The sequence below is a fragment of the Paramylibacter kogurei genome (genome assembly GCF_002742285.1).
Lineage (GTDB): Bacteria > Pseudomonadota > Alphaproteobacteria > Rhodobacterales > Rhodobacteraceae > Amylibacter > Amylibacter kogurei.
This window is the reverse complement of sequence record NZ_MDGM01000012.1, coordinates 684,739-698,724: the sequence shown is the minus strand read 5'-3', so window position 1 is coordinate 698,724 and position 13,986 is coordinate 684,739. Positions and strand designations below refer to the sequence as shown.

The 13,986-nt window shown below is 50.6% G+C and carries 13 protein-coding genes and 1 riboswitch; of the genes, 5 read left to right on the top strand and 8 right to left on the bottom strand.

Annotation, left to right across the window (positions count from 1 at the left end):
* Positions 1-412: 412 nt before the first annotated feature.
* Positions 413-1,033 (bottom strand): GTP cyclohydrolase I FolE, encoded by a 621-nt coding sequence (gene folE, locus BFP76_RS08935; RefSeq protein ID WP_099592899.1) that lies wholly within the window; start codon positions 1,031-1,033, stop codon positions 413-415.
* A gap of 127 nt (positions 1,034-1,160) precedes the next feature.
* Positions 1,161-2,339, bottom strand: coding sequence for an O-succinylhomoserine sulfhydrylase (gene metZ / locus BFP76_RS08930; protein ID WP_099594025.1), 1,179 nt, complete (start codon positions 2,337-2,339; stop codon positions 1,161-1,163).
* 49 nt (positions 2,340-2,388) lie between these two features.
* A riboswitch (SAM riboswitch) is annotated at positions 2,389-2,466 on the bottom strand.
* A gap of 148 nt (positions 2,467-2,614) precedes the next feature.
* Here metZ and BFP76_RS08925 point away from each other — a divergent pair.
* On the top strand, positions 2,615-3,607 hold the full coding sequence (locus tag BFP76_RS08925; RefSeq protein WP_165775692.1) for an alpha/beta hydrolase: 993 nt from the start codon (positions 2,615-2,617) through the stop codon (positions 3,605-3,607).
* A gap of 58 nt (positions 3,608-3,665) precedes the next feature.
* Positions 3,666-4,361: a glutathione S-transferase N-terminal domain-containing protein gene (locus BFP76_RS08920; protein WP_099592895.1), complete on the top strand. Its 696-nt coding sequence runs from the start codon at positions 3,666-3,668 to the stop codon at positions 4,359-4,361.
* Between the two features lie 15 nt (positions 4,362-4,376).
* Here the strand turns inward: BFP76_RS08920 and BFP76_RS08915 are convergent, their stop codons facing one another.
* The 3 genes from BFP76_RS08915 to ftsY are packed head-to-tail and all read right to left on the bottom strand — an operon-like array spanning position 4,377 to position 7,618.
* On the bottom strand, positions 4,377-4,991 hold the full coding sequence (locus BFP76_RS08915) for an inner membrane-spanning protein YciB (protein ID WP_099592893.1): 615 nt from the start codon (positions 4,989-4,991) through the stop codon (positions 4,377-4,379).
* 11 nt (positions 4,992-5,002) lie between these two features.
* Positions 5,003-5,923, bottom strand: a complete 921-nt coding sequence (locus tag BFP76_RS08910; RefSeq protein WP_099592891.1) for an EamA family transporter — start codon at positions 5,921-5,923, stop codon at positions 5,003-5,005.
* Positions 5,924-5,965: 42 nt separating this feature from the next.
* Entirely contained in the window at positions 5,966-7,618 is a 1,653-nt protein-coding gene (gene ftsY / locus BFP76_RS08905) for a signal recognition particle-docking protein FtsY (protein ID WP_099592889.1), read from the bottom strand.
* Positions 7,619-7,733: 115 nt separating this feature from the next.
* On the opposite strand from ftsY, the gene BFP76_RS08900 reads away from it, so the two are divergent.
* The gene (locus BFP76_RS08900) at positions 7,734-8,621 is read left to right on the top strand and encodes a lytic transglycosylase domain-containing protein (RefSeq protein ID WP_099592886.1); all 888 of its coding nucleotides are present in this window, start codon (positions 7,734-7,736) and stop codon (positions 8,619-8,621) included.
* On the opposite strand, the gene BFP76_RS08895 is transcribed toward BFP76_RS08900, so the two are convergent.
* Together BFP76_RS08895 and BFP76_RS08890 are read right to left on the bottom strand one after the other, a co-directional pair.
* Positions 8,618-9,289, bottom strand: coding sequence for a lysoplasmalogenase (locus BFP76_RS08895; protein WP_099592884.1), 672 nt, complete (start codon positions 9,287-9,289; stop codon positions 8,618-8,620). The genes BFP76_RS08900 and BFP76_RS08895 overlap by 4 nt on opposite strands.
* Before the next feature lies 1 nt (position 9,290).
* The gene (locus tag BFP76_RS08890; RefSeq protein ID WP_099592882.1) at positions 9,291-10,985 is read right to left on the bottom strand and encodes an NAD(P)H-dependent oxidoreductase subunit E; all 1,695 of its coding nucleotides are present in this window, start codon (positions 10,983-10,985) and stop codon (positions 9,291-9,293) included.
* Positions 10,986-11,165: 180 nt separating this feature from the next.
* Here BFP76_RS08890 and BFP76_RS08885 point away from each other — a divergent pair, with 180 nt between their 5' ends.
* Both BFP76_RS08885 and BFP76_RS08880 read left to right on the top strand, forming a co-directional pair.
* Complete coding sequence (locus BFP76_RS08885) at positions 11,166-12,032, top strand: fatty acid desaturase family protein (protein ID WP_099592880.1); 867 nt, start codon at positions 11,166-11,168, stop codon at positions 12,030-12,032.
* Between the two features lie 62 nt (positions 12,033-12,094).
* A complete protein-coding gene (locus BFP76_RS08880) occupies positions 12,095-12,502 on the top strand; it encodes a hypothetical protein (protein WP_133117420.1) in 408 nt (135 codons plus the stop codon).
* Here the strand turns inward: BFP76_RS08880 and xseA are convergent.
* Positions 12,499-13,929, bottom strand: a complete 1,431-nt coding sequence (xseA, locus tag BFP76_RS08875) for an exodeoxyribonuclease VII large subunit (protein ID WP_099592876.1) — start codon at positions 13,927-13,929, stop codon at positions 12,499-12,501. The genes BFP76_RS08880 and xseA overlap by 4 nt on opposite strands.
* Positions 13,930-13,986 lie beyond the last annotated feature (57 nt).

Below are 13,986 nucleotides of genomic sequence, written 5' to 3'. Positions count from 1 at the left end.
AAACCACCCTGTCGCCCCGTCTTGCAACGGGGTCACTTGGGGTTTGCGAGGGGTTAAGTCACGCAAAGTGAATTTTGATTTGGCGGCGCCACCGTTATGATATGGCAGGACAGGGTTTCCCCCGCATCAAAACAAGGTTTCCCTTGTTGGTCATGGGCAGGTCCCCAAAACCAGTGATCCGTTTGTTGATAATTTATGGAATGTGTATGCATCCCAAAAACCCAAAATCATATTGTCGACGAAATGCTTTTACCCGCAAACGGGTTTCAATCGCGTTACAGATGCGAACGGTGAAAGGTTTGCTTTGACATTATCTCAGCAATTCAAACAAAGACCCAGCCACCGCATCGCGCCAAACAGTTGCAAAAACCCGTGCCGGAGGCACAGCTTATCCGCATAAAACCCAAAAGGGTTACGCTGACTTCCCAATTGCCGCCATGAATTCGCGACGCTGATTGCGATCAGTTTTAAACGCACCGCGCATGGCGGATGTCATCATGGTGACGCCGTTTTTATTTACGCCGCGCGTGCACATGCAATGATGTTCGCCTTCCAACACCACCGCAACACCGTGGGGGCGTAATGCGGTTTCAATGGCATTTGCGATTTGTGATGTCATTTTTTCCTGCACTTGCAAGCGTTTGGCAAATGCATCCACAACCCGTGCCAGTTTGGAAATCCCCACAACCCGCGCGGTTGGGATATAGGCCACATGCGCCACACCGATAATCGGGGCCATGTGGTGTTCGCAATAGCTTTCGAAACGGATGTCTTTTAACAACACCATTTCGTCATACCCTTCGACCTCTGAAAATGTGCGTTTCAGCATATCAATCGGGTCTTCTTCATATCCACGAAACCATTCGCCATATGCCTTTACCACGCGGCTAGGTGTATCCAACAACCCTTCGCGTTCTGGGTTATCCCCAGCCCAGCGCAACAAAGTGCGCACGGCATCTTCGGCCTGTTCCTTGGTTGGTTTTTCAACAACCAATTCGCCTGTTTGGTTTTTCAATGGATCTGGAAGGTTCATAGGGGTTTCCTTTCGGTCTAGTGCCCTTGATACGGTCTATATAGGGGTTTAGATCAAAAGTTACCAGTCAAAGCGGCGCAATCACGACGCTTTGATCTGATTTTGAAACATTTCCCCTAATATTCCGCTACACCTGTTTCAGCGCGTTCAACAGATCAGCGATCAGATCATCTGTATCCTCGATCCCCACAGACAGGCGGATCATGCCATCGGTGATCCCGGCCTCTGCGCGGGCTTCATCGGTCAGGTTTTTATGGGTGGTGGTCACGGGATGTGTGACCAGGCTTTTGGCGTCACCAAGGTTGTTGGAAATGGTGAAGATTTCCAAATTGTTCAGCAATTTAAATGCAGCCGCTTTGCCCCCCTTAACCTCGAACGCGACAACGGTGCCACCTGCGCTCATTTGGCGATTTGCCAATTCGTGCTGTGGGTGGGTTTCATCGGTGGGATAGATGACCGTGGTCAACTTTGCATGACCCTTTAGCGCATCAACGATGGCGGCGGCGGATTTTGCCTGTGCTTCGCAGCGCAAAACAAGTGTTTCCAGCCCTTTGAGCATCACCCAAGCGGTGAATGGGCTCATCGCGGGGCCTGTGTGTTTGTTAAATGGGATAAATGTGTCTTGGATGAATTCCTTGGTTCCCAAAACGATGCCACCCAAACAGCGCCCCTGCCCGTCGATATGTTTGGTGGCGGAATAAACAACCACATCCGCGCCCAGTTCCAGCGTGCGTTGAAACACTGGGGTGGCAAATACGTTATCCACAACCAATTGCGCACCGCCCGCATGGGCGATTTTGGCAACGCCAGCGATATCGATCACTTGCAATGTCGGGTTTGAAATCGCCTCGCAAAAACAAACCTTGGTGTTTGGCTGCATTGCGGCGGCCCATGCATCCAGATCAGTGCCATCAACCAATGTGACCTCGATCCCCCAGCGGCGCAGGATATCATCAATCACAAACAGGCAAGACCCAAACAATGCCTTGGACGATACAACATGATCACCCGCGCGTAACATGGAAAACAATGTGCCAGACACGGCCGCCATGCCCGATGCGGTGGCGAATGCATCCTCTGCCCCTTCTAGTGCTGCAAGGCGTTCTTCGAACATGCGCACGGTTGGGTTGGCGTAACGCGCATAGATGTAATCATCTGGCCCGCTTTCGATAAAGCGTGCTTCGGCATCCTCGGCAGTGTCATACACAAACCCTTGGGTCAGAAAAATCGCCTCTGACAATTCGCCAAATTGGCTGCGTTTGGCACCTGCGTGTACCAATTTTGTTTTTGCTTTCCAGTTTTCCATATTCATATCCTTTGGGCGCCGCCCATAAAAAAACCCCAACCAAAGTCGGGGTTATCGCGCCTCGACCTCTTTAGCGGCATGTTTAACGTGGCCCACAATCCGGTTACAAATCGCCACAGTTGGTTATTACGCCCATCAACGGCAAAACGTCAAGCAGCGACGAAAAATTTGCAGAAAATTTGTTCGGTTCATGAAACTGAAACGCTATGTTTACGGTTTTGTTGTTTTTAGCGGTTATGAAACACATAACGATAAAACAAGATACGAGCAGTCCGATGTCTGTCTTTCGTGTAAATTCTGTAAACGGGCGTTTGTTTCACCCCGATTTGCCTGCGCGTGATCTGGCGGTATTGCTGGCGGAAAATCTGAAAACCGTGCCGGTGGGTTCCCCCATTATTATCATGGTGCATGGGTATAAATTTTCCCCCCTTGTCCATGCGAATAACCCCCATCGCACCATTTTCGCCCGCCATGTTGATCGTAAACATTGGAAAATTCGATCTTGGCCGCGCCAGATGGGTGTCGCGCAATATGACAATCGGGGCGGTCTTGCGATCGGGTTTGCATGGCATGCGCGATCTGATTATTTTCTGGCGCGCACCGCCGTGCATCAGGTTTATGACCGCGCCGAATTGGAAGGGGCGCAATTGGCGCGATTGATCAATATCCTGCATGATATCGCACCGAACCGCAAAATCGACATTATGGCGCATTCCATGGGGGCACGGGTTGTATTGCAATCCTTGCGCCATATTTTGCACCAAAACCTTGGGCGGGTTGTGATGATGGGGGGCGCGGAATTTGGTGCGGTGGCGCTGGCCGCTTTGCAATACCCTGCCGCGCGTAGTGCACAATTTTACAATATCACCGCGCGGCAAAATGATTTTTATGATTTGCTGTTTGAACGGTTCGCGCCCAGCCCCGGCCCCGCCAATCGCGCATTGGGTATGGATTTCCCGTTTCGTCGATCCAACTGGGTGAATATTCAGATTGATTGCACATCTGTTTTACAATGCCTTGGCATGATGGGCATTCGCATGGCCCGCCCCAGCGCGGGTTTTTGCCACTGGTCATTTTACACCCGTGATGGGGTATTTGGATTGTATCACGCCATTTTTCGCCGCGAAGCGGGATTTTCCCCCGCCGAATTATCCATGCGTTTGGGCAATGGCGCACAACCACGCAAAATCCGTGCGATGTTTAAATTGCCCTATCTTTCATTCACTTGGTTGCGCGGATTGTCATATCGCCACCGTGCTGGATTGTAGTACGGGGTTGTAATACGCGCGATTTCTGCAATGGTTTTCACAAAGTGAGGACACATATATGACCAAACCCATTGATCTATATTTTTGGCCAACCCCCAATGGTTGGAAAATCGCCATCGCATTGGAAGAGATGGGATTAGATTACAATCTGAACCTTGTGGATATTGGTGCTGGCGATCAATTCAAACCTGAATTTCTGGCGATATCCCCCAATAATCGGATGCCAGCGATTGTGGATCATGATGGCCCTGATGGTGAACCGATTTCGATTTTTGAATCTGGTGCAATATTGCAATATCTGGCGCGTAAAACCGGCAAGTTTTACGGGGCATCACCACGCGATGCGATTGAAATCGATCAATGGTTGATGTGGCAAATGGGTGGTGTTGGCCCGATGGCGGGACAAGCGCATCATTTTCTGGCCTATGCCCCGAATTTGGAACCACCACAAGTAATCCCCTATGCCCAAGATCGCTATCGCAGCGAGGTTGCCCGCCTGTATGGTGTTTTGGAAAAACAACTGGCGGGGCAGGATTATATTTGTGGTGATTTTTCCATTGCAGATATGGCCGTGTGGCCGTGGGCGAGCCTGTGGGAACGCCAAGAACAGGATTTGACAAAATTCCCCAATATGGCAGCGTGGCTTGATCGTTGTGCGGCGCGCCCTGCCCTTGCCCGTGGTCGCGCATTGGCGGCGGAAAAACGCAAAACACTGGGCGATAAATCCGCCCAGAAAAATCTGTTCAAACGATAGTGTTCGGGACGCGGTCTATGCCGCGTCCGTGTCGTCGGGTTGTTCAATTCCGTATTTTGCGAACAATCCTGACTGTGTCATCATAAAGATAAACAGCGCCGCCGTGAGCCCAAAGGTTTTGAAATTCACCCATGCCTCTGTTGACATGGTGCGCCAGACAACTTCGTTTGCAACGGCAAGGGCAAAGAAAAACGCGGTCATGCGTTTGGTTAAAACCATCCAACCCGCATCCACCATCGGCAAGGCCTGTTCCATCACGACCTTGAGGTATGATTGCCCACGCAACAGGCCAAAGCCCAACAGCCCACCAAAGATCAGATAGATCAATGTTGGTTTCATTTTAAAGAACCGCTCGTCATTAAACCAAATGCCAAGCCCACCAAACACCAGAACCAAAACGGCGGTGACGATTTGCATCTTTGATAATTCGCCAGTGAGTTTCCACAATATCCCCGTGGAAATGAGCAAAACAGGAATAAATAGCGCGGTGGCAGCGATGAATCCTTTGTACGGTGTGCCAGCCACGATAAATTCGCGATCTTTTAACAAAACAAAAGCCACGAAAAACAAGATCACCGGCCCCAGTTCCAATGCGGTTTTTACCAAGGGGCTGACGTTTTTATTGCTCATCTCACTATCCTTTAGCCGCCAAATTCAACCAATACCGCGCCCATCGCGATTAATCCCATGAATATGGCACGGGTTACACCTACGGTTTCTTTGAGGAAAAGCCAACCAATCAGCGCTGCAAATATTGGTGATGTCTCGCGCAACACCGCCGCTTCGCCGACCTTATCCAATCTTGTGGCCAGCATCACCGCGCCAAAACTGAAATAGGCAACAATCCCACCGATGAGCCCACGCATCATCAATGGTGCCACATCAGGGCGGTTTTCCATCCCCCGCCAACGCCAAGCGGCAAGCCAAGGAAACACCGACAGCCCATCAATGAAAAAGAACCACGCAAGGAATGTGAACGGGTTGGCCGTGGCGCGAATGCCATAAGCGTCATATGTGGTATAGGCCGCCACCATGAACCCAGCCGCTACCGCCCATGCCAGTGCAAGCTTCAATTCATCGCTTTCCAATTTCACACCACTGCGTTTGGCGCGATTAAGGTTTAGCCGCGCCAGCATCAAGATAGACAGGGTGAGCAACACAACCCCTGCCCATTGCACCGCGCCAAAATGTTCGCCAAACACAATCCCCGCCGCAAGCACCGTGAATAATGGGCCAAGCCCGCGCACAACGGGATAAACAACCGTATATGCGCCGTGGCTATACGCCATGCCTTGGGTGATTTTGTAAATCACGTGAATGACAAACATGCCCACAAAAATCAGCCACATATGGGGTTCGGGCCAAGGGACGATAAATAATGCGATGGGTGCGGCGATCAAACCGTACCAAAAATCCATCGCACCACGCATCAACCAGGGATCATATTTACCTTTTTGCAATGCGCCAAAAATGGCATGCATGACGGCGGCAAATAATGCCAACCCCAACGCAAGGTTGCTTCCCGCAGGGGTGTTGGCAATGTTGATGATCCAATCGCTCATGTTTGACCTATTGCAATTGTTTCAATACGTTATGAGGCAAAGTTAATTTTCCAAACCTGTCAAAGCGCGGGCAAATTCGTCGGGATCAAACGCTTGCAGATCGTCAATCTGTTCACCCACTCCAATCGCATGAATGGGCAGGCCAAATTTATCGGCCAGCGCGACCAGCACACCGCCCTTGGCCGTGCCATCCAGTTTCGTCATGACAAGCCCCGAAACATCGGAAATTTTCTGAAACACATCCACTTGGCTCAGCGCGTTTTGCCCCGTGGTCGCATCCAGAACCAGCAATGTGTTATGGGGTGCGTCGGGGTCTTTCTTGCGGATCACGCGCACAATTTTGGCCAGTTCTTCCATCAAATCCTGACGGTTTTGCAACCGCCCTGCCGTGTCGATCATCAACAAATCAGCGCCGTCGCGTTCGGCCTGTTCCATGGCATCAAATGCCAATGATGCGGGGTCGGACCCTTCGGGTGCAGTTAACACGGGCACGCCTGCGCGATCGCCCCAGACCTGTAATTGTTCCACGGCGGCGGCGCGAAATGTGTCCCCTGCGGCGATGACCACGGATTTACCGGCTGCTTTGAATTGGGATGCCAGTTTACCAATGGTGGTGGTTTTGCCAGACCCGTTCACACCGACAACCAAAACCACCTGTGGTTTTTTCGCATAAAGCGGCATGGGTTTGGCAACAGGTTCCATGATGCGTGACACTTCGCTGGCCAGCAAATCTTTGATTTCTGCGACAGAAAGCTTTTTGCCAAACCGTCCTTCGGCCATATTGGCAGAAACGCGCAGCGCTGTGTCAACGCCCATGTCAGCACTGATCAACAATTCCTCAAGGCTTTCGAGCATCGCATCATCCAACGTGCGACGCACCACTGTTTTGTTTGAACGACCAAGTACGCGATTCAGGATACCCTTGTTTTCAACAACCTCTTGCGCATCATCCGCCAGTAACCCTTCTGATGTGTCCAATGGACGTACCGGTGTTTCTGGTGCTGGCGTGGGTTGTTCGGCCTTGGGTTCAGGCTTGGGCGCTGTTTTTTCAACCTTTGGCGCGGGTTTTGGTGTTGGTTTTTCAACCTTTGCTTTGGCTTCTGGCGCTGGTGGCGCTGCTATTGGTTCTGTTTTGGGTTGGGAAACGGGTGTTTCTACCTTTGGTGTCGGTGCAACTTCTGGTTCTGGTGTTGGCTTAGCATCATCACCACCACGCCCCAACATACGCCCCAAGAGCCCTGTTTTTTTAACAGGCTTTTCTGGCTCCGGCGTCGATTCAGGTTCAGGAGTTGGCTCTGGCTCTGGCTCTGGCTCTGGCTCTGGCTCTGGCTCTGGCTCTGGCTCTGGCTCTGGCTCTGGCTCTGGCGAGATGATCTCTTGTTTCAAATCGTCAAGGTTTTCTTCGATCTGATCGAGCTGATTTTCAATATTATCTTCGATACTATCTTCGGGCTCAACCCAAGGTTCCTGTTCTTCGGCCAATGCGGCGTCTTCGGCGCTCACGCTTTCTATATCGCCCTGTAGTGCCTCAAATTCAGCATCGGATTTCGCTTGTTGGTCACTTGCTTGTTCGGCCGCTTGCGTTTCTTCAACAATCTCTTCTTCACCGCCATCTTCAACAATGGCATCAAGCCCCTCTTCTAGTTTGGAAGAAGATTTAAACAGCTTGGTTTTAAGTTTTTTGAAGAAAGACATTACGCGGGCTCCAATTTCCTTTACCCCACCTAATACGCATCAACAAAAGATGGAAGAGCCATCGTTATTTTGATTTCTATCTTTGCAGTCCGATCATAGCAGGGTAAACGTGCACATGCGTTTGTTTATGATGATTTTCTGGGTGGTTTTCTGTGGATTGTCCGCACCCGTGTTGGCACAAGATGCGGATGAAAAAACACAATGTTCCAGCGATAAACACGGCGCGCCCGTTTGCATCAACCCTGCACAATTTGAAACAGATGTTTGTGGCGCAATTGAAACCTTTGCCACGCGCCATGGTGTAAATCCGCATTTTTTTGCGCGACTGATCTGGCAAGAAAGCCGATTTAACCCCAACGCCCGAAGCCCCGCCAACGCCCAAGGGATTGCACAATTCATCCCATCCACTGCAAAAATTCGCGGGCTGAAAAACCCGTGGAACCCTGCCGAGGCATTGGATGAATCCGCGCGTTACATGGGGCGCTTGGTGCGTGGATTTGGAAACGAGGGATTGGCCGCGGCGGCATATAATGCGGGTGAATTGCGCGCACGATCATTTATGGCGGGTGATACGGGATTGCCCACTGAAACATGGAACTATGTTCAGATCATCACCAATATCAGCGCAAAAATCTGGCGTGATAATCCGCCAAACAATCCCGATTTTCGACTGAGCGGGGATTTACCGTTTCTGCCCGCCTGTTTTAATCTGGCGGAGCAGCGAATTTATACAAAATATAAGGCACTGCCACAGTATAAACCCTGGGGTGTGCAACTGGCCGCTGGCAATAGCCAACGTGCCGCCGCCGCGGCCTATCGGCGCCGTGCGCAATCTTGCAAAGCATTGTTACGCCCAAAAACGGTGGATTACATTTACAAACGCATGGCGGGAACACGGCGCGTTTATACCGCACGGATCGGATTTGATGATCGCCGCGCGGCAGGTGCATTTTGTTCCAAGCTGAAATCAAGTGGCTGTGTCTGTGCGGTTTATCGCAACTAGATCAGTGCGATGCGATAGGCGTATATAACACCGAAAGTTAGAAAAAACTGTGCCCCCCAATAGGTTGCCCAGACGACAAACGGCGTAAAGCTGCGCCAGATGCTATGATCGCGCAAAACGAACTTTTCCAGCGCCAGAATGATGTCTGATGCCATAAACAGCCCCACGCCCAGAACAATGGTTGCCCGATCCAGCCCCAAAAATTTTAGCGATGTGATGCCCATGATACAAATAATGATGACATAGATCGTAACGGGAAATTGCAACTCGCCCGTGCGTGACCACAAAATCATCCCCATCAAAGCCCCAATGGCAATAATCGCGGCCAAAAATTGCCGCCCCAAACCATCGCCAATGATATCAAACAAGGGCAAAGGATGTGTTAAGAACAATGCAGCATAAAACAAATGACCAAGCGCAAATGCCCCAACACCCAGCATAAAGTTTTTATCGCCATCGCGGGACAATAAATAATCACCCGCCGCACAAAGCCCAAGGCCGATAATGAACAAGATGGGCGATTTTGTTAAAACCGCAAAAACAAACAATAACAATATACTAGATGTTTTTGTTAACGTCTTTCCAAACGAATTTTCGCGATAACAAAAGAACAATAACTGAATAACCGCAAGCAATGCGGACAGCCCAATCAGGATGGTAATATCCATGTTAAATCTCGTCTGGGAAGTGTTTCATGACCAAACGAATGGGGTTTGGTGCGGCCTGTCCCAACCCACAGATGGATGCATCCACCATCGCGGTTGATAGCTCTTCCAGCAATCCTTGATCCCAGTGATCGGCCTGCATCAATTTTACCGCTTTTTCACAGCCCACGCGACACGGTGTGCATTGACCACAGGATTCATCTTCGAAAAAGCGCAGCATGTTAAGCGCGGCTGCGCGTGCGCTGTCTTGGTCAGACAAAACCACAACGGCGGCGGAACCAATGAATGTGCCGTATTCTTGCAATGTGTCGAAATCAAGCGGGATGGTATCCATGCTGGCAGGTAGCAATCCAGATGACGGGCCACCGGGTTGATAGGCCTTGAATTCATGCCCATCAGCCATGCCACCGCAATAATCATCGATCAATTCGCGAATGGTTACGCCCGCTGGTGCGATTTTCACACCCGGATGGCGCACCCGCCCCGATACGGAATAGCTGCGCATGCCTTTTCGCCCATTCACACCATGCGCCCCGAATATATCGCCGCCATGGCGTGCGATTTTGCAAATCCAATAGAGCGTTTCAACGTTATGCACCAATGTGGGTTGGTCAAATATCCCAACGGACGCCACGAATGGCGGGCGATGACGTGGCATTCCCCGCTTACCCTCAATACTTTCGATCATGGCGGATTCTTCGCCGCAGATATATGCCCCCGCCCCACGGCGCAGATCAATATATCCCGCATCAACGATGCCGGCCGCTTCCAGTTTGGCAATTTCAACGCGCAACAATTCCAACACAGCGGGATATTCATCGCGCATATAGATGAAACATTTTTCCGCCTCTACCGCCCAAGCGGCGATTAACATGCCCTCAAGAAACACATGGGGTTCGCGTTCCAAAAAATAGCGATCTTTGAATGTACCAGGCTCGCCCTCGTCACCGTTTACCGCCAAATAACGCGGGCCTTTGTTCATGCGCACGAATGACCATTTTTTGCCAGATGGGAACCCAGCCCCACCCATACCGCGTAGACCACTTTCAAGCACTTCGTCTTGCAGATCGTCTGGTGTTTTCGAACCATTGCGCAGCGCTTCCAATTCGCGATAACCGCCGTCATCGCGGTAATTTTCAAAGATTTCATAATCAGGGATATGGGCATGGGTGTCACCCGCATCAATGGCCGCGGCGACCTTGCCCAAATCGGCGTGATCAATGTGATTATGGCCAATTTCCAAGGTTGGTGCCGTATCACAGCGCCCCATGCAAGGTGCGCGCAGCACACGCACCGCACCCTTGCCATTATATTTCGTCGCCAAATTGCGTAGCAATTGTTCCGAGCCCGCCAATTCACAAGACAGGCTGTCACAAACGCGAATGGTTAATGCGGGGGGTGCCACTTCATCTTCTTTGACGATATCAAAATGGGCGTAAAAGCTCGCAACCTCGTAAACCTCTGTTTGCGAAAGCTTCATCATTTCCGCCAATGCCGCCAGATGCGGTGCGGATAGATGCCCAAATGTATCTTGGATCACATGCAGATGTTCGATCAGCAAATCACGGCGCATATCGCGCCCCGCCAACAGGGATTGCATTTCATTCAGCGTATCTTCGGTGACTTGGCGACCTTTGGGTGTTTTGCGCCCTTTGCCCTTGCCCGATTTCCAAACGCCTTTTTTGTCATCCAATGCCATGTGAATTCCCCATTCATGTTACCCAACGCTATAGCGGGGATTGAATGGGTGCAACCATGACAAAAACGACTTTTATCGAATTTTATACGCTTCTTGGCGGCGGTTTACCAAAAATTTATCGGCTGAAATTATAAAGGTTGGAACGTTGAACTTAACCATGGAAACCTGTTGCAACACTCTTTGACAAAGCCAGATCATCAACCCCGTAATCGCGAAATTCTTTGGCCACAGATGATGTGGCGCGTTGGTTTTGGTATTATGCATATTGTGTTCATTCCGGTGGTCATCATGCTTTGTACGATGTTGCCATACGCAATTATACCCTTGTTTTTGTTGGGTTTTGGTGCATTTTTCGGATTGATCAGCTTTGCCAACGCAAAAAAACTGCTGCGTCATCCCAATCGCTATGTCCAACAATTGGGCGCTTTGATTTTTGCAAGCTTGTGGTTTGGCCATCGCGCCAGCTCTGAAATCTTGATTCATCAGGTTCATAAGGCCACACCGATTGACCCCAACACCGCAAAACAAGGTGAAAGTATCTATCAATTTATCAAGCGTGCATGGATTGGATCATATCGGGCGGGGCTTTACGCCGAAAACAAACGCCGCATGGCATTTAATCATGGTCAGGTGGATCTGTTTCACCCGTATTTGAAATATTGGCTTGTGCCGTTGATGATTTCCATTGCAATTCATCACCTGATGGGTGGCGTTGGTTTGGGTTTTTATATCGGATTGTCGATGATGGCACAGCTGATAACGCTGTTATGTGATTATGTGCGGCATTATGGATTGCGCCGCGAACGTGATCATTACAAACGGTATTTACCAATTCAACAACATCATTATTGGATCGCACCCCGTCGGCACGGGCCGAAAAATTCACCACATACGCATGGTAAATCCGCGCAAAACAGCGCACACATGCAATCACCGCATTTGCCATTCACCATGATAACGATGATGTTCATCTGTTTGTTCCCGCGTTGGTTTCAAAACCTGATGCAGCCCCGATTGCGCGATTGGCAACGGTTAAATCGAATTTGAACCATTGTTTGCGCCAAGGTTTCATATCCTCTATGGTTTGCGAAACAATTTGGGGCAACGACATGCGGTTTATTGCTGTGTTCATCTGTGCATTTATTTCGATGCAATCGGTTTTGGCACAAACGCTTGAAACCATTGTCAAACCCGAAGAATTTCGCGCAATTTCAGAGGGTAAGACATTGTATTTCTACCAATTTGGTGAATTTTACGGTGTTGAACAATATTTCCAAGATGGGAAATCCATTTGGAAACCCGCAGGTGGCACATGCGAAAGCGGGCGTTGGCATTCAGAGGGAAACCAGATTTGTTTCGAATACGAAGATAACCCAATCAAATCGTGTTGGAATATATTGCATAGTGATCGGGGATATTCCGCGCGTATTGATGGAAACCCTGCGATTTATGACCTGCAATTGGGTAAGATCACCAATGATGACATTGAATGTCCCGCACCCGAATTAACATCCTAAAACAGGCTACCTTGCCCACCTGATGGTTTGGGTGGCGGATTCTTTTTGGGTTTTGGTTTGTGATTATTCGCAGCACCAAGTTGAACATGGCCATCAGCGAATTGAATATCCAGCCCCGCCGCCGCGCCTGCGGTTTTTGCATTGCTTACCAACGCACCGGCATCGTCGCGCACCACCGCATATCCACGTTTCAATGTGGCGGTATAGCCCAATGTTTCGCGCAGGCGATCCAACCCATCCAGACGAGAACGAATTTGTGACACTTGCGTTTTTGCACCTTGGGCAAAACGGCGAGATACGGCATCAATGGATTGTTTTTTAAGAACAATTTGTTGATTTAAAATCTGTGGGCGTAACCCAGCACTGGTTTGGGATAACCGCGTGCGTTTGTTTTGCGCCACCGATTGCAAGGCACGGGGCAATCGCCCCGCCAAAACATCCAAGCGCTGCCCCTGTATTCCAACCAATTCAGCGGGATTTGGTAATGCACGTGATAAATCGCGCAACCGTTGGCGGCGATTATCCAATCCCGATTGCAGGCTGCGTAAACGCCGCGTTTCGATATTGCCCAACCATCCCAACAAATCGGCGCGCACAGGCACGGCATGTTCCGCCGCCGCCGTGGGTGTTGGCGCACGCAAATCGGATGCAAAATCAATCAGTGTTGTATCGGTTTCATGACCCACTGCGGATATCAGGGGAATATCGCTCGCTGCTGCGGCGCGCACCACCGATTCCTCGTTAAACCCCCACAAATCTTCGAGCGAACCACCACCGCGTGCAACGATTATCAAATCGGGACGAGGGATCGCCCCGCCCACGCTCATTGCGTTGAACCCTTCAATCGCGGCTGTCACCTCTGGTGCGCATTTTTCACCCTGCACGGCAACGGGCCAGATCAATACCTTGCGCGGGAACCGATCGCGAAGGCGGTGCAGAATATCGCGGATCACCGCGCCCGATGGCGATGTGACAACGCCGATCACCTCTGGCAGATATGGAATTGGCTGTTTGCGATCCTGATCAAATATGCCCTCGCCCGCCAACATCTGTTTGCGTTTTTCCAGCATGGCCATCAATGCGCCCACACCCGCAGGTGCGATATTTTCGATCACCATTTGGTATTTCGATTGCCCTGGGAATGTGGTGAGCTTGCCCGTTGCGACCACCTCCATGCCTTCTTCGGGTTGGGTGCGCAGCTTGGCCACGACACCTTTCCACATCACCCCAGCCAAAACCGCGCGGTCATCTTTGAGATCAAGGTAAACATGACCAGAGCGGGGTCGCGACACGCGCCCTACCTCTGCGCGGATCCGCACATGGGAAAATTCGCCTTCAATCATGCGTTTCACCGCGCCTGAAATTTCAGACACGCTAAATTCGGGGGCGTTTTGCCCCTCGCTCGGTGCGTCGATTAAATCGGACATCTGGTGTTAGATCCCTTGCCTCTGCTCTTGCACGACTTTAGAACGCATCACAACAAA